At 57.3% G+C, this 21739-nt stretch carries 19 protein-coding genes; 11 read left to right on the top strand and 8 right to left on the bottom strand.

Features of this window, described 5'->3' with window-relative positions; all coding sequences use genetic code 11:
- Positions 1-21 precede the first annotated feature (21 nt).
- The 6 genes from N7220_RS04075 to N7220_RS04050 form a co-directional block, all read right to left on the bottom strand.
- Entirely contained in the window at positions 22-891 is an 870-nt protein-coding gene (locus N7220_RS04075) for a metal ABC transporter permease (protein WP_283150197.1), read from the bottom strand.
- On the bottom strand, positions 888-1604 hold the full coding sequence (locus tag N7220_RS04070; protein WP_283150196.1) for a metal ABC transporter ATP-binding protein: 717 nt from the start codon (positions 1602-1604) through the stop codon (positions 888-890). Before N7220_RS04070 ends, N7220_RS04075 begins: the two co-directional genes overlap by 4 nt.
- Complete coding sequence (locus tag N7220_RS04065; protein WP_283150195.1) at positions 1605-1778, bottom strand: hypothetical protein; 174 nt, start codon at positions 1776-1778, stop codon at positions 1605-1607.
- Between the two features lie 111 nt (positions 1779-1889).
- Complete coding sequence (locus N7220_RS04060) at positions 1890-2585, bottom strand: helix-turn-helix transcriptional regulator (protein ID WP_283150194.1); 696 nt, start codon at positions 2583-2585, stop codon at positions 1890-1892.
- 13 nt (positions 2586-2598) lie between these two features.
- On the bottom strand, positions 2599-2982 hold the full coding sequence (locus N7220_RS04055; RefSeq protein ID WP_283150193.1) for a VOC family protein: 384 nt from the start codon (positions 2980-2982) through the stop codon (positions 2599-2601).
- 388 nt (positions 2983-3370) lie between these two features.
- Positions 3371-3979: a putative pterin-binding protein gene (locus N7220_RS04050; RefSeq protein WP_283150192.1), complete on the bottom strand. Its 609-nt coding sequence runs from the start codon at positions 3977-3979 to the stop codon at positions 3371-3373.
- Positions 3980-4230: 251 nt separating this feature from the next.
- Between N7220_RS04050 and N7220_RS04045 the strand changes: the two genes are divergently transcribed.
- A complete protein-coding gene (locus N7220_RS04045) occupies positions 4231-5616 on the top strand; it encodes a NarK family nitrate/nitrite MFS transporter (RefSeq protein ID WP_283150191.1) in 1386 nt (461 codons plus the stop codon).
- A 69-nt stretch (positions 5617-5685) separates the two neighbouring features.
- Here N7220_RS04045 and N7220_RS04040 read toward each other — a convergent pair whose 3' ends face one another.
- Positions 5686-5877, bottom strand: a complete 192-nt coding sequence (locus N7220_RS04040) for a hypothetical protein (protein WP_283150190.1) — start codon at positions 5875-5877, stop codon at positions 5686-5688.
- Between the two features lie 253 nt (positions 5878-6130).
- Here N7220_RS04040 and N7220_RS04035 point away from each other — a divergent pair, with 253 nt between their 5' ends.
- On the top strand, positions 6131-7006 hold the full coding sequence (locus N7220_RS04035; protein WP_283150189.1) for a hypothetical protein: 876 nt from the start codon (positions 6131-6133) through the stop codon (positions 7004-7006).
- 25 nt (positions 7007-7031) lie between these two features.
- On the opposite strand, the gene N7220_RS04030 is transcribed toward N7220_RS04035, so the two are convergent.
- Positions 7032-8645 (bottom strand): phospholipase D family protein, encoded by a 1614-nt coding sequence (locus tag N7220_RS04030; protein ID WP_283150188.1) that lies wholly within the window; start codon positions 8643-8645, stop codon positions 7032-7034.
- Positions 8646-8969: 324 nt separating this feature from the next.
- Here N7220_RS04030 and N7220_RS04025 point away from each other — a divergent pair, with 324 nt between their 5' ends.
- The 9 genes from N7220_RS04025 (at position 8970) to N7220_RS03985 (ending at position 21648) form a co-directional block, all read left to right on the top strand.
- A complete protein-coding gene (locus N7220_RS04025; RefSeq protein WP_283150187.1) occupies positions 8970-12668 on the top strand; it encodes a nitrate reductase subunit alpha in 3699 nt (1232 codons plus the stop codon).
- Positions 12665-14215, top strand: coding sequence for a nitrate reductase subunit beta (gene narH, locus N7220_RS04020; protein ID WP_283150186.1), 1551 nt, complete (start codon positions 12665-12667; stop codon positions 14213-14215). Before N7220_RS04025 ends, narH begins: the two co-directional genes overlap by 4 nt.
- Entirely contained in the window at positions 14215-14889 is a 675-nt protein-coding gene (narJ, locus tag N7220_RS04015) for a nitrate reductase molybdenum cofactor assembly chaperone (RefSeq protein ID WP_283150185.1), read from the top strand. The genes narH and narJ overlap by 1 nt, the downstream gene beginning before the upstream one ends.
- 185 nt (positions 14890-15074) lie before the next feature.
- The gene (gene narI, locus N7220_RS04010) at positions 15075-15752 is read left to right on the top strand and encodes a respiratory nitrate reductase subunit gamma (protein WP_283150184.1); all 678 of its coding nucleotides are present in this window, start codon (positions 15075-15077) and stop codon (positions 15750-15752) included.
- A gap of 190 nt (positions 15753-15942) precedes the next feature.
- Positions 15943-16950, top strand: coding sequence for a GTP 3',8-cyclase MoaA (moaA, locus tag N7220_RS04005; protein WP_283150183.1), 1008 nt, complete (start codon positions 15943-15945; stop codon positions 16948-16950).
- A gap of 1 nt (position 16951) precedes the next feature.
- Positions 16952-17461 (top strand): molybdopterin-guanine dinucleotide biosynthesis protein B, encoded by a 510-nt coding sequence (gene mobB / locus N7220_RS04000; protein WP_283150182.1) that lies wholly within the window; start codon positions 16952-16954, stop codon positions 17459-17461.
- Between the two features lie 34 nt (positions 17462-17495).
- Positions 17496-19496, top strand: coding sequence for a type IV pili methyl-accepting chemotaxis transducer N-terminal domain-containing protein (locus N7220_RS03995; RefSeq protein ID WP_283150181.1), 2001 nt, complete (start codon positions 17496-17498; stop codon positions 19494-19496).
- Positions 19465-20133, top strand: a complete 669-nt coding sequence (locus tag N7220_RS03990; protein ID WP_283150180.1) for a response regulator — start codon at positions 19465-19467, stop codon at positions 20131-20133. The genes N7220_RS03995 and N7220_RS03990 overlap by 32 nt, the downstream gene beginning before the upstream one ends.
- Before the next feature lie 180 nt (positions 20134-20313).
- A complete protein-coding gene (locus N7220_RS03985; RefSeq protein WP_283150179.1) occupies positions 20314-21648 on the top strand; it encodes an NCS2 family permease in 1335 nt (444 codons plus the stop codon).
- The last annotated feature ends 91 nt before the right edge of the window (positions 21649-21739 follow it).

Raw genomic sequence — 21739 nt, 5'->3', positions numbered from 1 at the left:
GGGCGGGATGATCCTTGGAGCTTAATGTTGCAAATGAGTTTTGCTGGCGCGGCGGCCCAGCCAGCCATGTGGGGCCAGCCACAGCGATACCAGATAGATGATGCCGGCCACCAGCACGATGGCCGGGCCGGAAGGCAGGTTCAGGTGGTACGACAGCAGCAGCCCGATAACGCTAGCCGCCAGTCCTGACAACCAGGCCGACAACAGCAGTCCGGCCAGCGTATCTGCCCATAAGCGGGCAATGGTGGCGGGCAGCATCATCATGCCGACTGCCATCAATGTACCCATCGCTTGAAAACCGGCAACCAGATTGAGCACCGTCAGCACCATCAAACCCAGGTGATAACGACTGCCGCGCCCGCCGGTGACAGCCAGATAACCGGGATCAACGCATTCCAGAATCACCCCACGGTAGTTCACTGCCAGCCAGATCAGGGTGATGCTGGTGATGGCCGCCAGCAGATACAACGCCGGGTCATCAATTGCCAGCACCGAGCCGAATAGCAAGTGGATCAGATCGACATTGCTGCCCCATTTGGATACCAGCACCACGCCAACGGCCAGCGACACCAGATAAAACCCGGCAAAGCTGGCGTCTTCATTCAGGCTGGTATAACGGCTGGCCAAACCGGCAAGTAACGCCACCAGCAAACCTGCGGCAATCCCACCGCCCGCCAGCCAAGGCAACGCAAAGCCACCGAAGATAAAGCCGATGGCCGCGCCGGGGAGCACGGCGTGAGACAGCGCATCACCCATCAGACTCATACGGCGCAATACCAGCATGACGCCCATCGGCGCGCAGCCGGTGGCCAGAGCTACGCAGCCCGCCAGTGCGCGGCGCATAAAGGCAAAGTCGCTAACCGGCGCAATAAACAGTTCATTCAAAGTCATGCTTGGGCACACCACGGGGCATCGTTTTGCCAGTATTCGGTCATTTGTTGGGCGCGCTCGAGGTTTTCTTCGGTGAGCGTAGTGGCTGTCGGCCCCCAGGCAATCACCTCGTGGGCCAGCAAAGCGGTTTCGGGAAAGTGCGAGTGGGCAATGGTCATGTCATGCACCACCACCGCAACCGTGCGCGATTCATCGCGCCAGTGTTCCAGCAGTGTCAGCAAGGTGTCGCGGGTGCGGGTGTCGATATTGTTGAACGGCTCATCCAGCAAAATGATGGGCGTGTCCTGTACCAGCAAACGGGCAAAGCGGGCGCGCTGTAATTGGCCGCCAGACAAAGTGGAGATCGGGCGTTGGCCAAATCCACCCAGACCAACGCGTTCCAGTGCCGCTTGCGTGCGCGTCACTTCGTCACCATTCAGGCTTTTCAGACCACCTTTGCGCTTCCAGGCACCAGCCAAAACCAGTTCGCTAACGGTGAGCGGAAACTGTCGGTCCAGCTCGGCCAGTTGCGGCAGATAGGCGATTTCGCCATCGACCGTGATTTTGCCGGTAGTGAGCGGCTGCAGCCGGGTAATGGCTTTCAGTAGCGTGGTTTTACCGGCGCCATTCGGGCCGACCACGGCGGTCAATCCGCCTGCGGTAAAGGTGCCGCTGACATGATGCACGGCGGGATGCTTGCGATAACAAACGGTGATGTCATCCAGCTGGATCATTTACAGCGCCCACCAGGTCATGAACCAGACCAGCGCCAAAGGCACCAGCGCAATCAGCAAACGTTGTGCCGCGCTGAACGCGAACAGTCGTGCCGGTAAGCCCGGACGAACAACGGCGGTTGCGTGCGAATGAGCGTGGGAATGTGAGGCGTGATCGGAATGAGAGTGAGACATGGCCGCCGCTGCAGGCTGTTTTTGCAATAATGTTGCATTATGCGGGAAATCGCCTGCGCCGGGCAAGCCACACTGGCTCGCGCGTTGGGGTAGGGCGGGGTTCGGGGTGGCTTAATCGTCGGTATTGGCTGGCGCGCCAATCGCTTTCAGATAGCCATCCAGGCTGCGTTCGGCATCGGTGACAAAATGCCGTTGCAAGAGTTGGGACTCGCTGATGCGATCCAGCCGGAAATTGCGAAAAGCCTGACGCGTCTCACACCAGGCGGCCAGCGTCCATTTATTGCCCCAGAAAAACAGCCCCAGCGGCCACACGTTGCGCATTTCGCTGGCGCTACCATCGAGGCGTTGATAGTCGATGGCAATGACGTAGTTGTGCCCGATGGCGTCGCGCACCACATCAAATACATCGCCACTAAAGGGTTTGGTCCAGCTGGGCGAATACAAGGCAATACGCCCAAAGCGCTGGCGCAACTCGTTGGGCAGCGCGCACTGCACTTTGGATTGCGCACTATTGGCCGCGCGCTCCAGGCCAGCGCCCGCCCAAGACTTGACCATGCGCAGGCCAATGGTGATGGCTTCGAGTTCATCGCGATCAAACATCAGTGGCGGCAGGTCAAAGGTTTTATGCAGCACATAACCGACGCCCGCTTCGCCATCAATGGGCACGCCGGAAGACATCAAATCCTGAATGTCGCGGTAAATGGTGCGGTCCGAGACTTCCAGTTTCTCGGCCAGCCAGCGGGCAGTGGTCAGACGCCGACCGCGCAGAAATTGCACGATCTGGAACAGGCGGTCGGCTCGGCGCATTTGTTGGCGGTCCTTAACCCACGGTCGAAAACAAACCGACGCTATTGCCTTCGGAATCGATCATGCCAGCGATAAAGCCGATGCCTTTGCCCAGATCAACCACCGGGAAATCCATCTTGCCGCCAGCTTGTTCGATGCGGGCCAGTACGTCGTCCAGCTTTTCTTCGCCCACATTCATATAGGCGCGAATGCCACTGCGGCCTGGCAGGAAATTGTCTGACTTGAACAGCGCGCCACCGGGCTGATCTTCGGCGTGTGGAAACACGGCCTGGAGTGAGCCGCCAAAGTTTTCACGATGCAGCACGGTTCTGAATACGGCTTGATAAAACAGCACAGCACGCTCCATGTCGGTGACGGCAATTTCAGTCCAGCAAAACGGATTCGCAATGGTGTTCATGATGCATTCTCCTGAGTACGTTGGCAGTAGCGTCGGATGACGTGAGGCCAATGTACAGAGGGGCTACTGACACCCTCCCGTCAGTAGTCTTTCTTTGTTTGCAGTTCACAAAGCCGCCCTGACTTTGTTGCCGAAGCTTGCCGTACGAATCGTACTGTCTGCGCTTCGGCGTCGCGTCAGGACGGCTTTGTGAACTGCCTTGGCATTGCAGAGAAAATCATCTGACTTTGTTGCCGAAGCTTGCCGTACGAATCTTTCTGTCTGCCCCAAGGGGGTACCACAAGGGCACGCTTCGGCGTCGCGTCAGGACGACTTGGTGAACTGCTTTGGCATTGCGGAGAAAATCGTCTGACTTTGTTGCTGATGGCGATTGATGCCGGCGGCGTGATCAACCACTCTGCACTTCAACGTGATACAGCCCCCACGGACAGGTGGCGAAGCGGTCGGGCAGGGGTTTGGCGGCCATGTCGGGGAAGGTGTCGGGCGCGTACACGGCCCACAGTGGGCCCAGTCCGCCTAGTGGCATGGGTTTGCCGTCCATGTGGGTCGCGACGATGTAGCGATATTTGCGTAGGTCGCCCAGTGACATTCCGGCGGCGTAGCCGTCTACGGCACGCAGCAGCACTTTCACTCCATCACGCGTCGGGGCACCAGCGGTGGCAAGTAACTGGGCCAGATACGGGCCTTTGAGCAAATGGGACTTGCCGTCATATTCCAGCGTGGCGTGCATTTCCACTGCGGGCATTTTCAGCAAATCGGCGTAAGTCAGGCTCCATGCCGAGTCAAAATGCACGTTCTGTTTTTTCAGCATGACGTCAAAAGCCGGGTTCAGCGGCCCGCGATTGCTGCGGGTAATGGCGCCAGAAATTGTCAGCAGCGCAGGCTCGGGTACGGCGGGAGCTGCTGGCGCGGGTTTGTCTTTTTTGCGGGCCAATGCGCTGGCGGGCAACGTGGCGATCAGGGCGGCACCGGCGGCGAGAAACTCACGTTTATTCATGACTTGTTGATTTCCTGTGCAGAGGCGGTGCGACCAGTTGGCCTGACCGGCAAACCTCGTATTAAACCATTGTTCCGCATTGAGCTACCTGGTCGATTGGGCTTGTCTAGTTCAAATGGACTAGATCGCCCTGGCCAACTGGCGGTTGAGTCTGGTTCTTCTGCATGGGCCAGTCAGCACTTCTGGCCAATTTAGTTGCAGCGGCAACTTATATAGCCTTGGGACATATCTCATCTCACGGACAAATCATCATGGCGTCTGCCGCTGTCATCTCTCGCTGGGAGCCGGAAGATTCCGCTTTCTGGCAAAACTCGGGCGAAAAAGTTGCTAAACGCAACCTGTGGATTTCCATTCCCTGTTTGCTGCTGGCGTTTTCGATCTCCATCATGTGGAGCATCGTGGTGCTGAAAATGCCGTTGATTGGCTTTCAGTACACCAAAGACCAGTTGTTCTTGCTGACCGCGCTGCCCATGTTGTCCGGCGCCACCCTGCGGATTTTCTACAGCTTTCTGCCTTCGATTCTGGGTGGCCGTAAATGGACGACCATTTCCACAGCGTCTTTGCTGATCCCCGCCATCTGGCTGGGTTACGCCGTGCAAGATGCTTCAACGCCTTACCCAACCATGCTGATCATTGCGTTGCTAACCGGCCTGGGTAGCGGCAATTTTGCCAGTTCCATGGCCAATATCGCGTATTTCTTCCCGAAGAAGCAAAAAGGTTATGCAAATGGCATGAATGCCGGTTTGGGTAATCTGGGTGTGTCGGTCGCGCAATTTGTGATGCCAATGGCTATTACCGCCGGTATGTTCGGCGTGTTTGGTGGCGATCCGCAAAGCTTTGTCAAAGATGGTGTAGAGCACCATATCTGGCTGCAAAATGCCGGTTTTGTCTGGGTGCCGTTCATCATTGCGTCCAGTATTGCCGCCTGGTTTGGCATGAACGATTTGTCCAGCGCCAAGGCCTCGTTTGCCGAGCAAGCAGTGATTTTTCGTCGCAAAGATAACTGGCTGATGTGCTGGCTGTATCTGGGTACCTTTGGCAGCTTTATCGGTTTCTCGTCTGCGTTTGCGCTGCTGACCAAAACCCAGTTCACCGGGATCGATGTCACGTCGTTTGTGTTTATCGGACCGTTGATTGGTGCGCTGATCCGTCCGGTGGGCGGTTGGGTTTCCGACAAGGTGGGCGGTGCCAGAGTGACGCTGGGTGTGTTTGCCTTGATGATTGTGGCGGTGGGTATGGCCTTGAGTTTTCTGCCGCATCAGGGCGCGGGCGGTAGTTTCTGGGGCTTCTTCATGTCCTTCCAGGCTTTGTTTATCCTGGCCGGGATTGGTAACGGTTCTACCTATCGGATGATCCCCACCATTTTTGTGAGTACCGCACAGCGCGAAGCCAAAAAGCTGGGTACTTCCATGCAAGTTGCTGAAGTGGACGGCGTGCGGGAGTCGGCTGCTGCCGCTGGCTTTATCAGTGCTATTGGCGCATACGGTGGCTTCCTGATTCCGCAACTGTTTGGCTTTTCGATGAAAGCCACGGGCGAAGCTGAAACCGCCTTGTATGTGCTGATGGCCTTCTACGTTACTTGTGTGCTGCTGACCTGGTGGCGTTATGCCCGTAAAGGCGCTGACATGCCTTGCTGATACCAGGCCAGGCACCGCAAAACAAAAACAGCGCCGCTTATGCAGGCGCTGTTTTTGTCTGGACGGGACTCAGTGCTGTAGCAGCACTTGCTCGCCCGCGGCTGTAATTTGCCAGCCATAAATTGGCCGTGCCTCAATCAACGGCGGGTCCGTGTCCATCAAGTGGCGTACCTGGCTAAAATCCAGACCGATGGATTTGCCTTCGGCGGCTTCGCGCAGGATGTACAGATCTTGGGGGGTCAGCTCAGCCAGTGTGGTCATGTTTATCTCCATCAGATGCAGTTTGCCGAACGGCGACCAGCCAGATTCACAGGTGGGCTGACTGGTGTTCGATACTGGCGCCATTAGACCGCGTTGGCGGGGCTGGTAATGCCAAACACATTCTCATTTGCGTGTCAGACAAATGCCGACGGTCATTTGGGGGATGCCGGATTCTGCGGGATGCGTTGCAATGGCATGCTGGGTTTACATCTCCAGAATCATTCAGCGAGCACCTGCCGAAAGGGAAGGTCCCATGTTTCGCCGCACCCGGTTTTGTTTTCAGTGGCTCCAGTTTGCGCTGGTCAGCGTGTTACTGGCTGGGTTTGCCAGTGCGGCGGAAAACCACGCCGACGCTTTGCAGGCCCACTACGCTGCTTTGACCACCCAGTTGCAGCACAACGCTTTTGGCCAGCCGCTGGTGCTTGAATCCAGCCAGACTGACAGTCAACTCAAGGGCGAAATTTACGCCGTGGTCGATCACCCGTTTGCGGAGTTCAAAGCCGCAGTAAATGACCCGGCGCACTGGTGCGATATCCTGATCCTGCATTTGAATATCAAGTATTGCCACATCGGGGCGACAGCAGAGCAACTGGTGGTGTATGTGGGTCGCAAAGTGGATCAGCCGCTCACCGCCGCGCATGAACTGGATTTTTCCTGGCATTCGCTTGCTGCCGACGCCGGTTATTCAAATGTGGTGCTGCACGCCGGTAATGGCCCCATGGGCACACACGATTACCGGATCAATCTGGAATCCATTCCGCTGGATTCTGGCCATAGTTTTGTGCATCTGTCTTATGCCTACGGCTATGGCCTCACCGCCAAACTGGCTTTGCAAAGCTATCTGGGGACGTTGGGCAGCGACAAGGTAGGCTTTACCCAGATTGATGGGCAACCCGTGGGCGGTGTGCGCGGTCTGGTCGAGCGCAACACCATCCGCTACTACCTGGCCATTGAATCATGGCTGGGGGCGCAATCCGCTCCGGCCGAGCAGCAGCCGGAACTGCGCATGCGCAACTGGTTTACCGCCACCGAGCGTTATCCGCGCCAGTTGCATGAAATGGATCTGGACGAGTACATGGCCATGAAGCGCAATGAATATCGCCGGCAACAAAAACCGGTAGCCGGGTAATGCGTTGCGAGCGTTCCCGCCGGTACTAAAGCTCACCGTCCGCGGGGAACAAACCCACCACGCCATTAATCATGCGTCGCCAGATGCCCGCCTGCGGCTCACTGGTGTAGGTCACCGGCGCGCCGTTTTCCTCGCTTACCCATTGCAAGTCGCGCGAACTGGCCGGTTCGGATGAATCGGCCGGATCAAACTCGACGTGATAACTGTATTTTGGCGTGGCCGCGGTATCGTAAAGCCGGGCCACATGCTGTGCCAGCGCCGGGCTTTCAATCAGCACTGCTTGTTCCGTGTTCAGGTTGACTGAGCGCGGGTCCAGGTTGAACGAGCCGATCATCAAGATGCGCCGATCAATCACATAAGCTTTGGTGTGCAAACTGGCACGCGACGAGCCACCGGACAAACCCAGTCCTTTAACGCCCGCCACTGGCTTGAATTCATAGAGCTGCACGCCGCTGGCCAGTAATGCTTTGCGATATTTGCGATAAGCCGAATGCACTGCCGCCACGTCGGTAGATGCTAAGGAGTTGGTCAACACTTTGACCTGCACACCGCGTTGTTGCAGCGCGCCCAGCGTGGCAGTGCCGCCATCGCGTGGCACAAAGTACGCCGAGAGAATGATGAACTCGTGGTTGGCCTGCTGCAGCGCCAATGCCAGACCGCGCCCAGGTTTGCTGCCGGCATGATCCTGCGCATGTTCGTCGTCCGGCTCAACTTTGGATGGGCTATCCACCGCCAGCCAGGCCCGCGCCCAGATCAACTGGCCAGTGGCCTTGTTCAGCAGCGCATTGGCACTGGCCGCATCCGGTATCGGCAACAGCATTACATCCGTTGCTGTCCCCGGTGCTTGTGGTGGCGAGACGGGATTGGCCTGCAAGCTGGCGACGGCTTCTGCGCTTGGCGGGCGGGATTCCAGCGCGGGTAGCGGGTAGCTCTCTTTGCTGTTCCAGTAGCGATCAAAACTGGCTTCCAGCCGTCCGGGCAAATTGCCTGCGGTCAGCACGTCCAGATCGCGAAAATTCATGTCAGCGCGAGCATCAAAATATTGATCGGCCAGATTGCGACCGCCAATGATCGCCATCACGCCGTCGGCAATCAGCGACTTGTTGTGCATGCGCCGCTCAAGATGATCGTAGTCGCCCAGCATGGCCGATGCTCTGGCCAGAAACGAGCGCCCGCCGGTAGTGATCGGGTTGAATATACGCACTTCAAAATTGGGCTGGACCGCCATGACGGCGAGTGCGTCATCCGGAGCGTCCAGGTTCAGATCATCCAGCAAGACGCGCACGCGCACGCCCCGGCGAGATGCCGCCAGAAGTGCGTTCAGGATCGCCGTGCCGGTTCGGTCTTGCGCGGCGGCGTAATACTGCAGATCAAGTGAAGTGCGCGCTTGTTGAATCAGCGCCAGGCGCGCTTCAAAAGCTTCTTTACCGCTCACCAGCAGATAAAAGCCCGATTGCTCGGGGTCGATTCCGGCGGGCTGGTGCACCGACTGAGCCAGCGGGCCGGTTTTGTCAGCGGCCAGTGCATGCGTGGCCGGGCGTGGAAAGTCTGCCAGCGGCGCACGCGTGGCGCAGCCACTGGCCAATGTCAGCAGCAACAGCAGGGTGACCGAACGGCAATGGAACGCAAAGCGGTTCATTGGATGCTCTTTTAATTGATGGGCCGATGGGGCCTTGGGCTTGTTCTGGTCTGCCTCCCGCAGGCAAACAGCCCTTTCCAGGGTAAGCCGAAATTAAAGACATTGCTGAACGATTTCTGTCGGCGGCAGGCGGCAATGCCCGTCCGTAAAGTGCTGATAGGGTCGCGCCCTACCTGGCCAAAAGAACTAGTCCTTTCTAGCTCCTCTCCCTTGGCTCGACACCCCCACTGACGAATATTCGGCGCCGCAGCACCCGCCTAGCATGGAGTCCAATGGCGCTTGTCCCTTTTTGGCGAGCGCAACCATGCTCAAAACGGGGTTCGCATGAGTCACATTCTCGACCGCTTGAAATTCCTCTCCCGCACGCGGGATACCTTTGCCGACGGCCACGGCGTTGTGGTCAATGAAGACCGCAAGTGGGAAGACGGTTACCGTAATCGCTGGACTCACGACAAGGTCGTGCGCTCTACCCACGGCGTGAATTGCACCGGCTCCTGTTCGTGGCGTGTGTTTGTCAAAAACGGCCTGATCACTTGGGAACTGCAGCAAACCGATTACCCGCGCACCCGGCCCGATCTGCCCAACCATGAACCGCGTGGCTGCCCGCGTGGTGCGTCCTATTCCTGGTATGTGTACTCAGCGCAGCGCGTTAAATATCCGATGATTCGTGGTCGCCTGGCCAAACTGTGGCGCGAAGCCCGCCAGACCATGGGCCCGATCGACGCCTGGAAATCCATCGTTGAAGACAAAGCCAAGTCTGACTCCTACAAGCAAGTACGCGGTCTGGGCGGTTTTGTGCGCACCACGTGGGACGAAGTCACTGAGCTGATCGCCTCTGCCAACGCGTATACGGTCAAACAATACGGCCCGGATCGCGTGATTGGTTTCTCGCCTATTCCGGCGATGAGCATGGTGAGTTACGCCGCTGGTGCACGTTATCTGGGCCTGATTGGCGGTGTGCCGCTGAGCTTCTATGACTGGTACTGCGATCTGCCGCCAGCCAGCCCGCAAGTGTGGGGCGAGCAAACCGACGTGCCGGAATCGGCTGATTGGTACAACTCCACTTACCTGATGGTGTGGGGCTCCAATATCCCGATGACCCGTACGCCTGACGCCCACTTCTATACCGAGGTGCGCTACAAGGGCACCAAAACGGTGGCGGTTTCCAGCGACTTTGGCGAAATGGCCAAGTTTGGCGATCTGTGGATGGCACCCAAGCAAGGCACGGACGCCGCGCTGGCCATGGCAATGGGCCACGTGGTGCTCAATGAATTCCACAAAACCGGCGCATCGGATTACTTCCGCGACTACGGCAAGCAATACACCGACTTCCCGATGCTGGTGACACTGCGCGAGCATGGCAATGGCTTGGTGCCAGATCATTTCTTGCGCGCTTCGATGCTGCCAGATGATCTGGGCGAGGCCAAAAACCCGGACTGGAAAACCGTGCTGGTTGATGCGAAAACCGGCGCGCTGGCCGTACCGAACGGCACCATTGGTTCACGCTGGAACGAAGCCGATGGCCGTAAAGGCAAGTGGAATCTGGAAATGAAAAACCTGGCCGACGGGACGGACGTTGATCCGCAACTGTCGCTCAAGGGCTCGCACGATGAAGCTGCCAGCGTTGGCTTTGGCTACTTTGGCGGCGAACAAGATGATCTGCTGTTCCGCAATGTGCCAGCCAAACGCGTCACCTTGAAAGACGGCAGTACCGCGCTGGTTGCCACTGTGTATGACCTGATGCTGGCCAATTACGGCGTGGATAACGGCATGGGCGGCGCTAACGTCGCCACCTCGTACGATCAAGACATCCCATACACCCCGGCCTGGCAAGTGAAACACACTGGCGTACCAGCCAAAGATGTCGAAGTTATCGCCCGCGAATTCGCGCAAAACGCGCATGACACCCATGGCAAGAGCATGGTGGTGGTCGGCGCGGCGTTGAATCACTGGTTCAACAATGACATGACCTATCGCGGCATCATCAACTTGTTGATGATGTGCGGCTGCGTCGGCCAAAGCGGCGGCGGCTGGGCGCATTACGTGGGCCAGGAAAAACTACGCCCACAACCAGGCTGGACCCCGCTGGCGTTTGCGCTGGATTGGCAACGTCCAGCTCGCCAAATGAACGGCACCTCGTTCTTCTATGCCCACACCAGCCAATGGCGTCACGAAAAACTGGCGGTGTCAGAAATCCTCGGCCCGACCGCCAATGCCAAGCAATACGAAGGCATGTCGCTGATTGATTTCAACGCCAAGTCTGAACGCATGGGTTGGCTACCATCTGCACCGCAGCTGGAAACCAATCCGCTGGATGTGGTGCGCCAGGCTGAAGCAGCGGGTGTGAATCCAGTTGAGTTTGCCGCGCAATCGCTCAAGAACGGCACGCTCAACATGAGCTGCGACGATCCGGATAACCCCAAGAACTTCCCGCGTAACCTGTTTGTGTGGCGTTCCAATTTGCTGGGCTCGTCGGGCAAGGGCCACGAGTACTTTCTCAAGTATTTGCTCGGCACGCAAAACGCCGTGTTCAGCGACGAAAACGACGCCATCAAGCCATCAGAAGTGAAAGTCCGCCCGGCAGCTGAAGGCAAACTGGACTTGCTGACCGTGCTGGATTTCCGCATGTCCACCACGTGTCTCTACGGCGATATCGTGCTGCCAACAGCCACATGGTATGAAAAAGACGACCTGAACACATCTGACATGCACCCGTTCATTCACCCGCTGAGCGAAGCCGTGCAACCGCTGTGGCAAAGCAAGAGTGATTGGGAAATCTACAAGGCCATCGCCAAGAAGTTCACCGAAATCGCTGGCCCGTATCTGGGCGTGCAAAAAGACCTGGTGCTGACGCCGCTGATGCATGACAGCCCGGGTGAGCTTGGTCAGCCGTTTGCGCCAAAAGACTGGAAGCATGGCGAATGCGATCTGATCCCTGGCAAAACCGCGCCGAACATGACCGTGGTCGAGCGCGACTACAACCGCATCTACGAGAAATTCACCACCATCGGCCCGTTGCTGAAAAACGTGAACAACGGCGGCAAGGGCATCTTCTGGAAAACCGGCACCGAGATTGACGAGCTGGCGCTGTTGAACGGCGTAGCGGCCAACGGCCAGCCCAAGCTGGAAACGGCGATTGATGCGGCCGAGATGATTCTGACCTTGGCGCCGGAAACCAATGGCCACGTGGCGGTGAAATCGTGGAAGGCGTTGTCGGAAGTCACTGGCCGCGATCACACCCATCTGGCCATTGGCCGCGAGCACGACAAGATTCACTTCCGCGATGTACAAGCACAGCCGCGCAAGATCATCAGTTCGCCGACCTGGTCAGGCATTGAGTCGGAAGAAGTCAGCTACAACGCCGGTTACACCAACGTGCACGAGATGATCCCGTGGCGCACGCTCACTGGCCGTCAGCAGTTTTATCAAGACCACCGCTGGATGCTCGATTTTGGCGAAGGCCTGTGTGTGTACAAGCCGCCAGTCGATCTGAAAACCGTCGCGCCGATGCTGGGCAAGTCGCCCAACGGTGAGAAAGAGATTGTTCTCAATTTCATCACGCCGCATCAGAAGTGGGGCATTCACTCCACGTATTCAGACAACCTGCGCATGCTCACCTTGAGCCGTGGCGGCCCGCACGTGTGGGTATCTGAAGCTGACGCCAAGAAGGCTGGGCTGGTCGATAACGACTGGGTTGAAGCTTTCAACAGCAACGGCACGCTGACTGCCCGCGTGGTGGTATCGCAACGCGTGCCGGACGGCATGATCTTGATGTACCACGCCCAGGAAAAAATCGTGAACGTGCCGGGTGCCGAAATGAGCGGCAAACGTGGCGGTATCCACAATTCGGTAACCCGTACCGTGACCAAACCGACGCACATGATTGGCGGTTATGCGCAGCAAGCGTATGGCTTCAATTACTACGGCACCGTAGGCGCCAACCGTGATGAGTTCATCATTTTGAGAAAGATGAAGAACGTCGACTGGATGGAAGGCCCGCTGGTAGAAGGAGAACAAAAATGAAAATCCGCGCCCAAGTAGCCATGGTGCTGAACCTGGACAAGTGCATCGGCTGCCACACCTGTTCGGTCACCTGTAAAAACGTGTGGACCAGCCGCGATGGCGTTGAATACGCCTGGTTCAACAACGTCGAGACCAAACCCGGCATTGGTTACCCCAAGGAATGGGAAAACCAGAAGAAGTGGAAAGGGGGCTGGAATCGTCTTCCCAATGGCAAGCTGGAACCACGTCAGGGCGGCAAGCTGCGCATTCTGGCCAGTATGTTCGCCAACCCGAACCTGCCGGAAATTGACGATTACTACGAGCCGTTTACCTACGACTACGAACATCTGCAAAATGCCAAAGAATCGCAAACGCCGCCAACCGCGCGGCCAGTCTCGGTACTGACCGGCAAGAAAATGGACAAGATCCACTGGGGCCCGAACTGGGAAGACGATCTGGGTGGTGAGTTCTCGGCGCGCTCCAAAGACGCGCTGTTTGAAGGCATCCAGAAAGAGATGCACGCCACCTTTGAAAACACTTTCATGATGTATTTGCCACGGCTGTGCGAGCACTGCCTGAACCCGGCGTGCGTGGCATCGTGCCCGTCCGGCTCGGTCTACAAGCGTGAAGACGATGGCATTGTGCTGGTCGATCAGGACAAATGTCGCGGCTGGCGCATGTGTATTTCTGGCTGTCCGTACAAGAAGATTTACTACAACTGGCAGTCCGGCAAGGCCGAGAAATGCACCTTCTGTTATCCGCGTATTGAAGGCGGCCAGCCGACCGTATGTTCTGAATCGTGCGTGGGCCGGATTCGCTATCTGGGCGTGATGCTGTACGACGCTGACTTGATCGCCGATGCCGCCAGCGTGGCCGACGAAAAAGACCTGTACGAGTCGCAACTCAAGGTATTTCTCGATCCGCATTCGCCCGAAGTCCAGGCTGAAGCGCGCAAACAGGGCATTCCGGATTCATGGATCGATGCCGCCACCAAATCGCCGGTGTACAAAATGGCGATGGAATGGAAGATTGCCTTCCCGCTGCACCCTGAATATCGCACCTTGCCGATGGTCTGGTACGTGCCGCCGTTGTCGCCCATCCAGTCGGCTGCTGAGCGCGGTGTGCTGGGTAAGAACGGCATTCTGCCGGACGTGAAAGAACTGCGGATTCCCGTGCGTTATCTGGCGAACTTGCTGACCGCAGGCGATGAAAAACCAGTGCTGAGTGCGCTGGATCGCATGCTGGCGATGCGTACTTATATGCGCGACAAGACCGTGCACAAGACCGAGAACCTGGATGTACTGAATCAGGTTGGGTTGAGCAAGGCCGAAGTCGAAGATATGTACAAGATCATGGCGATTGCCAATTACGAAGATCGTTTCGTTATTCCGTCCAGCCACAAGGAAATGGTCGAAGACAGCTTTAACGATAAAGGCTCGTGCGGCTTTACCTTTGGCAATGGCTGTTCGGGTGGCGTTTCGACTGAGGGGCTGTTTGGTCAGCGTAAACAAGGCTCGACCATCTTTGTGGATATGCCTAAATCGCGCAAAAACTCGGAGGTGGAGTGATGAGTGTATCCCTGCATATTCCTGAAACCATCCACTTCCAGGTGATGTCCGCGCTGTTGCAATACCCGGAACAAGACCTGCTCGATGCATTGCCCGAACTGGACAGCCTGCTGGCCGATTCGCCGGATGGCTTGCGACTGAAGCTGGCGCCGCTGTTGCAGTACTTGAGTGGGCTGGCGCTGATTGAGGCGCAGGAAAACTACGTCGATACGTTTGATCGGGGCCGCAAATATTCGCTGCATCTATTCGAGCATATCCACGGCGAAAGCCGTGACCGCGGTCCGGCTATGGTCGACCTCATGGAAGCCTACAAACAGAATGGCTTGCAGATCGAAGCCAATGAGCTGCCGGACTATTTACCGCTGATGCTGGAGTTTCTCGGCGGTGTCTCTCCCGAGATTGCGTTGTCGTTCCTCGATGAAGCCGTGCATGTGATCGCGGTGATTGGCGAGCGCCTGGCCGAGAAATCCTCGCCGTACGCTTGTGTATTCAGCACCTTGGTGAGCCTGGCCAGCGTCAAGCCACTGCCGCTGGTGCAACCGCCGGTCCGCGATATGGATGAAGCGCTGGAAACTTTCGGTCCCAATGTTGAGGGCGTCGAGCCATTGCTGGGCAAGCCGGGCACGCAAACCGTGCAGTTTTATCCACGTCAGGCAGCGCGCCCGGCGGCGTGAGGCGCGATTGCTGGCAAGCCGCAAGCGTAGTTCCCTCTTTCGCAAAGAGGGGCTAGGGGAGATTGGGTTTCCGCGAGCCGAGCCGCAATGGTTGGTTCGGTATTGCAGCCATCTCCCCCTGCCCCTCTTCCAAAAGAGGGGAGTAGTAGCCTGGCTGGCGTAATTGTGATTGAGGAGTTTATTTGATGAATGACTTTCTGTTTGGCATCTACCCGTACATCGGGCTGGCCATTTTTCTGTTCGGCAGTCTGGTGCGCTTCGAGCGCGAGCAGTATTCGTGGAAAAGCGAATCCACCCAATTGATCCGCCGTGGCCAATTGCGTTTGGGTTCGTATCTGTTTCATATCGGCATCTTGATGGTGTTTGTGGGGCATCTGGGCGGCCTGTTAACGCCAATCTGGGTATGGGATGCACTGGGCGTAGCGCACAGCACCAAGCAAATGATCGCCATGGTGGCCGGTGGTGTGTTTGGCTCGATGACCCTGGTTGGGCTGCTGATATTGCTGCATCGCCGTTTTAGTGATGAACGACTGAAAGCTTTGACCAACTGGCGCGACAAACTGACTCTGGGATGGATTCTGGTGACCTTGTTGCTGGGCCTGTCGACGATTTTCATCTCCAAAGACCATATGGATGGCCACATGATGACGCTGTTTATGGCATGGGCGCAGCATATCGTCACCTTCCAGGCTGGCGCTGCTGACCTGATCGCCCAAGCGCCAACGCTGTTCAAGGTGCATATGTTTATGGGGATGTCGTTGTTTGTGATCTTCCCGTTTACCCGCTTGGTGCACGTATGGAGCGGCTTTGGCTCCGCCACGTATCTAGTCCGGGCATGGCAGGTGGTGCGGCCACGCGGTTGAAGACCTCTCACAAGACCGATAGCCCGGATGGAGGCCGCAGGCCGGGAATCCGGGGAACAATACTGGCAAGAATGAGCGCCTGCCCCAATTGATGGCATGACAATCCCGGATTCCCGCTACTCTCCATCCGGGCTACGTAGTTACATAAGCCATTCATAAAGCATAATTAGCGGCATACAATGGAAGCACCATGAACGCACCGCTGCATCAACTCGCTAGACCAGTTCTGACTGACCGCTTCGGACGGCGGGTGGATTATGTGCGTTTGTCGGTCACTGACCGCTGCGATCTGCGCTGTTCTTACTGCATGCCCAAAGGCTTTCACGGCTTTGAAGAGCCAGAACATTGGCTCACCTTCGATGAAATCGAACGCCTGGTCGCCGCCTTTGCCCGTTTGGGAGTAGGGCGCATTCGATTGACTGGCGGCGAACCGCTGCTGCGCCGCAATTTGCCAGACTTGGCCGCCCGCCTCAAAGCCTTGCCGGGGTTGCATGATCTATCGCTTTCCACCAATGCCACGCAACTGGCTAAACACGCCAAAGCATTGCATCAGGCGGGCGTTGATCGCCTCAATATCAGCCTGGATACATTGGATGGTGCCTGTAATGCACACATCACTGGCCGCGATACTTTCGATGCGGTGATGCGCGGCATTTACGCCGCCAAAGAAGAAGGCTTTGCGCCGATCAAACTGAATATGGTGGCGATGAAGGGCGTGAACGATCACGAGATCGAACGCATGGCCGAATTTGCCATGGAGCACGACTTTATCCTGCGGCTGATCGAAGCCATGCCCATGGGCGAGACTGGCCGCAATGCGCAATATCTCGATCTGGGGCCGGTGCGCGAGCGGCTGGTAGAGCGCTTTGGCCTGGTGCCAGAGGTCCACGAACTCGGTGGTGGCCCGGCGCGTTACTGGATGACGCCCGATGGTGGTGGACGGATTGGCTTCATCACGCCGATTTCGCAGCATTTCTGCGCCACCTGTAATCGCGTACGTCTGGCGGTGGACGGCACGCTGTATATGTGTCTGGGTCAGGAAGAGAAATTCGAGTTCCGCCCGTTATTGCGCGATGGCGCGACCGACGCGGAACTGGAAAACGCCATCCGCCTGGCCATTGAACTGAAACCGGAACGCCACGAGTTCCGCGAAACGCCAGGCAAGATCGTGCGTTTCATGTCGCAAACCGGCGGTTGATTTGACTCGTCGCGTCTTCGGCCTGGTTGGCAGTTCCGGCAGTGGCAAAACCACCTTGCTCGAAAAGCTGATCGTCATATTCACGGCGCGTGGCGTCAGCATTAACGCCATCAAGCATTCGCATCATGACATCATGCTAGAACCGCCAGATAAAGACAGCGCCCGTTTTCGCGCTGCCGGAGCGGCGGAGGTGATGGTGGTGTCGCCCTATCGTTATGCCATCTTCCATGAACTGCGTGATGCGCCGGAGCCGGACATCCACCAGCAGTTGCAGCGCCTGGCGCCAGCTGATCTCACCTTGATTGAAGGCTTCCGCCAGCATCCGTATCCCAAGCTGGAAGTCTGGCGCGCCGCCAATGGCAAACCGCCGCGGTTTGTGGCTGAGCCGACCATTATCAGTCTGGTGAGCAATGACGTTGCGCCCGTAGCACATCAACTGACCTGCTTCGAACTGGATAACGTTGAAGCCATTGCCGACTTTATCCTGCAGTCCGCCCAAGCCATCGAATAACGCTGCCGCATTATCCGGCGCGTGGAAAAACAGCATGCAAACCGAGCCGGAAATCATTAAACCCAACACGCAGCTTAGACCTGCACGTCAGCTCTCCATGCGGGTGCTGGCAGTGCTGGCCGCAACGTTGGCGGTCGGTTTGATGGCGATAGGCATCACCTTGTACCTGTCATGGCAGCTGGAGGGTGGCGGGGCGGCCATCAACGCCGCTGGCAGTTTGCGCATGCGCACCTACAAAATGGGTCTGACGCTGGAGCATTACGCCGCCAATCATGATCCGGTACTCGCTACCAGGCTCAAAGACGAGCAGAAAGAGTTCCAGCAAACGCTGGATCTGCTGCGCGAAGGTGATCCGGCGCGACCGTTGTATCTGCCCAATGATCCGCAAGTCAAACAGCAATTTGCGCAGATCGAAGAGAACTACCAACGCTGGACAGCTCAGTGGCTAGACCCTGTAATGCGCGGCCAGCGGCTGGCTGACTGGCAAGTGTTTCGTGGCGATCTGGACCAGTTTGTCGACCAGGTGAACCTATTGGTGCTGTCGATTGAACAGCTCAATACCAAACGCACGCTGTGGTTGCGTCTGTCGCAGATGTTCCTGATCGCCTTGGCCATTGCCGGGGCGATTACGCAGATTTACCTCATGTTCTTGCTGATCTTCCGGCCGCTGGGGCGATTGCGCGAAGGTATCGCACGCATGACAGTGCAGGACTTTACCGTGCGCCTGCCCATAGAAACCCGCGATGAATTTGGCGAAGTCCAGCAAGGTTTTAACCAGATGGCAGATCATCTGGCAGAAGCCTACAGCTCGCTGGAGCAACGGGTGCTGGAGAAAACGGCAGAACTCAACGCCCAGAATCGTGAACTGTCTTTGTTATATGACGTGGTTGCTTTTGTGAACGGGCCGCAAACGGCACATGCCCTGTGCCACGGTGTACTGGAGCGGCTCGTCGCCTGGTTTGGTGCGGATGCGGGTAGCGTGCGGGTGATTGATCCGCTGGAGGACTCGGCCTGGTTGATGACCAGCGTTGGCTTGCCCGAGAGCTTGCGTGAGGCCGATATCTGCCGACATCCGCAAGATTGTCATTGCGGCCCGACGCAGCAAGGGCAGACGGTCATCAAGCAAATGCGCTACAGCCCGGTAATGCCGCAGCTGCCGTGCGCAGAAGCGGGCTTTGCCCAGGTCAGCGCCTTTCCGATTGGCGCGGGTGAATCTTATCTGGGGTTGATTACGCTGCATTTTGTCGGCCAGCGGCAGATTGCAGAACGCGAAACGCAATTGCTGACCACGCTAGGCCAGCATCTGGGTATTGCGCTGGAAAACCTGCGGCTGGCGGCCCGGGCGCGGGAACTGGCGGTGTCGGAAGAACGCAATCTGATGGCGCAAGGTTTGCACGACAGCATTGCGCAGGGCCTGAGCTTTTTGAATCTGCAAGTGCAAATGCTGGATGATTCGCTCAAACGCAATGCCCTGGACGAGGCTAAAGATGTCGTGCCGATGTTGCGGGCCGGGGTGACAGAAAGTTATGACGATGTGCGCGAACTGCTGCTTAATTTCCGCACCCGTTTGCAAGAAGGCGACTTGCCAGGGTCCATGCGTACCGTCATCGATAAATTCCGCAAACAGACCGGGATTACCACTTCGCTGACATTGAGCGGGCAGGGACGGCCGCTGCTGGCCGATGCGCAATTGCAACTGCTGTTTATTTTGCAAGAAGCACTATCCAATGTGCGCAAGCACGCGCAGGCCACTCAGGTTGAAGTGGTTTTGCACAACGATGCGCCACTGCGTTTGCTGATCAAAGACAACGGACGTGGTTTTGATGCATTGCAAATGGCCAGCCGCGCAGAGCGCCACGTGGGCCTGAATATCATGCGGGAACGCGCCGAGCGGTTGGGCGCGCAACTGGAATTCATTAACGAAAAAGGCGTGACCGTGGCGTTGACCATGGCGCGTACCGCACACGAAACCGCCAATGAAATGGCTCAGGGAGAGGGTTCGCATGCCCAACGCGATCCGCGTACTGCTGGTTGATGACCACACTTTGTTTCGTAGCGGCATACGTCTGCTGCTAGGGCGCCAGGCCGGGCTGGAAGTGGTAGGGGAAGCCGCCGATGGTGCCGAGGCGGTCAAATTTGTGCATGCTTTACAGCCAGACGTGGTGCTGCTGGACCTGAACATGCCCGGCTTGTCTGGCGTGGAAGCGCTACGGCTGATGCTACAAGACGTCCCGACGTTGGCAGTGCTGATGCTGACAGTTTCGGAAGATGCCGAAGACTTGGCAACGGCCTTACGCGCCGGTGCGCGGGGTTATCTGCTCAAGAATATCGACGCGGAATATCTGGTCAGCGCCATCCATCGCGCCCACGCCGGTGAGGCCGTGGTGGCCGAGGCCATGACTGCCAAGCTGGTTCAACAGTTTCGCGTGGCCAGCGCCACGCCAGCCGTACCGCGTGACGATGAAAAACTCACACCAAGAGAACGGGAGATTCTGGGCTACCTGGCTTTGGGCGAGAGCAACAAAGTCATTGCGCGACGGCTGGATCTGGCAGAAAGCACCATCAAGATTCATGTACAGAACATCCTGAAGAAGCTGAGTTTATCCAGCCGGGTGCAAGCTGCTGTATATGCGGTCGAGCACGGTTTGGGCGCCAGTGAAGCGGGTCAGTAACCGATTGGATGCACCTGTCTGGCATCAAAGCCCGCAGGATGGCGGCTTGCCGCGCGTCAGACTGCTATTCGCTCGTCATGAAATTGGGCAATTCTGCCTTCGTGCTTATCGCCGCTTTTGTTAAGCTGCGCGGGTTTGTCTGAACCTCAGACCTCAGTAACCTGTTACCCGGAATCAAACATGCTGGAAACCTCCGCAAAACCGCTACGCCCAGGCCTGCTGGAACGTTATTTCAAACTGCGTGAGCATGGTACGGATGCGCGTACCGAAGTGATCGCCGGGATTACCACGTTTCTCACCATGGTTTACATCATTTTTGTAAACCCGCAGATTCTCTCGAACGCGGGCATGGATACCCAGGCGGTGTTCGTGGTGACGTGCTTGATCGCCGCCGTGGGCAGCATCGCCATGGGTCTGGTTGCCAATCTGCCCATCGCGCTGGCACCGGCCATGGGCCTGAATGCCTTCTTTGCTTTTGTGGTGGTGGGCGGGCAGCATCTGACCTGGCAAGTGGGCATGGGCGCCATTTTCTGGGGCGCAGTCGGGTTCTTTCTGCTGACTGTTTTGCGCGTACGTTATTGGTTGATCGCCAATATTCCGCAGTCTTTGCGCGTCGGCATTGCCGCCGGTATCGGCCTGATGATCGCCCTGATGGGTTTGCACAATGCCGGGATCGTCGTCGCCAGCCCGGCCACTATGGTCACCGTGGGTAACCTGACTTCCTTGCCATGCGTGCTGGGCGCGCTGGGCTTTTTCATCATCGCCATTCTGGCTTCGCGCGGGATACACGCCGCGGTGCTGATCGCCATCGCCGTAACTACCGCCTTGGGGTTCATGTTTGGAGATGTGAAATTCCACGGTATTGCCGCCATGCCACCCGCTATTGGTGCGGTTTTCGGGCAACTGGCTATCAAAGATGCCTTCAGTCTGGGTATGGGCGGGGTGATTTTCTCGTTCATGCTGGTGAGCCTGTTTGACTCATCGGGCACCTTGATCGGCGTGGCCAGCAAAGCGGGTCTGGCTGATGAAAATGGCCGCTTCCCGCGCATGAAGCAAGCACTGTTGGTCGATAGCACCAGTTCCATGCTGGGCGCATTTATGGGTACGTCGGCCATTTCCACATACATTGAAAGCTCCGCTGGTGTGTCGGTTGGGGGCCGTACCGGTCTGACGGCGGTGGTGGTGGGCTTGATGTTTGTGCTGGCGATTTTCTTCTCGCCGCTGGCCGCAATGGTGCCTGCCTACGCTGCTGCTGGCGCGCTGATTTTTGTTGGTGTGTTGATGACTTCCGAACTGGTCAAAGTGGATTGGGAAGACCTGACCGAATGCGTGCCCGCGTTTATCACTGCCGTGATGATGCCGTTCTGTTTCTCGATTACCGAAGGCATTGCTGGTGGTTTCATTGCGTATTGTGTGATGAAAGCCGGGACTGGCCGCTGGCGCCAGTTGCGGGCACCGGTGGTGATGGTGGCGGTGTTGTTCCTGATTAAATTCATCATGGATGGCAGTCATTAACAGCCGCTACGTGGCAAGTACTACCCAACAAAAAGGCCCGCATCTGCGCGGGCCTTTTTGTTGGGTGGAAGTCGGGCGCTTATGCCTGCCC

It is taken from the genome of Silvimonas soli (assembly GCF_030035605.1).
GTDB classification, from domain to species: Bacteria; Pseudomonadota; Gammaproteobacteria; order Burkholderiales; family Chitinibacteraceae; genus Silvimonas; species Silvimonas soli.
The sequence above is the reverse complement of the archived record's forward strand: the minus strand, read 5'-3'. Positions and strand labels throughout refer to the sequence as shown.

Bases quoted from the DNA above. Each gene is read 5' to 3' on its own strand.
- N7220_RS04075 (WP_283150197.1), bottom strand. From the start codon at position 891: ATGACTTTGAATGAACTGTTTATTGCGCCGGTTAGCGACTTTGCCTTT.
- N7220_RS04070 (WP_283150196.1), bottom strand. From the start codon at position 1,604: ATGATCCAGCTGGATGACATCACCGTTTGTTATCGCAAGCATCCCGCC.
- N7220_RS04065 (WP_283150195.1), bottom strand. From the start codon at position 1,778: ATGTCTCACTCTCATTCCGATCACGCCTCACATTCCCACGCTCATTCG.
- N7220_RS04060 (WP_283150194.1), bottom strand. From the start codon at position 2,585: ATGCGCCGAGCCGACCGCCTGTTCCAGATCGTGCAATTTCTGCGCGGT.
- N7220_RS04055 (WP_283150193.1), bottom strand. From the start codon at position 2,982: ATGAACACCATTGCGAATCCGTTTTGCTGGACTGAAATTGCCGTCACC.
- N7220_RS04050 (WP_283150192.1), bottom strand. From the start codon at position 3,979: ATGAATAAACGTGAGTTTCTCGCCGCCGGTGCCGCCCTGATCGCCACG.
- N7220_RS04045 (WP_283150191.1), top strand. From the start codon at position 4,231: ATGGCGTCTGCCGCTGTCATCTCTCGCTGGGAGCCGGAAGATTCCGCT.
- N7220_RS04040 (WP_283150190.1), bottom strand. From the start codon at position 5,877: ATGACCACACTGGCTGAGCTGACCCCCCAAGATCTGTACATCCTGCGC.
- N7220_RS04035 (WP_283150189.1), top strand. From the start codon at position 6,131: ATGTTTCGCCGCACCCGGTTTTGTTTTCAGTGGCTCCAGTTTGCGCTG.
- N7220_RS04030 (WP_283150188.1), bottom strand. From the start codon at position 8,645: ATGAACCGCTTTGCGTTCCATTGCCGTTCGGTCACCCTGCTGTTGCTG.
- N7220_RS04025 (WP_283150187.1), top strand. From the start codon at position 8,970: ATGAGTCACATTCTCGACCGCTTGAAATTCCTCTCCCGCACGCGGGAT.
- narH (WP_283150186.1), top strand. From the start codon at position 12,665: ATGAAAATCCGCGCCCAAGTAGCCATGGTGCTGAACCTGGACAAGTGC.
- narJ (WP_283150185.1), top strand. From the start codon at position 14,215: ATGAGTGTATCCCTGCATATTCCTGAAACCATCCACTTCCAGGTGATG.
- narI (WP_283150184.1), top strand. From the start codon at position 15,075: ATGAATGACTTTCTGTTTGGCATCTACCCGTACATCGGGCTGGCCATT.
- moaA (WP_283150183.1), top strand. From the start codon at position 15,943: ATGAACGCACCGCTGCATCAACTCGCTAGACCAGTTCTGACTGACCGC.
- N7220_RS03995 (WP_283150181.1), top strand. From the start codon at position 17,496: ATGCAAACCGAGCCGGAAATCATTAAACCCAACACGCAGCTTAGACCT.
- N7220_RS03990 (WP_283150180.1), top strand. From the start codon at position 19,465: ATGCCCAACGCGATCCGCGTACTGCTGGTTGATGACCACACTTTGTTT.
- N7220_RS03985 (WP_283150179.1), top strand. From the start codon at position 20,314: ATGCTGGAAACCTCCGCAAAACCGCTACGCCCAGGCCTGCTGGAACGT.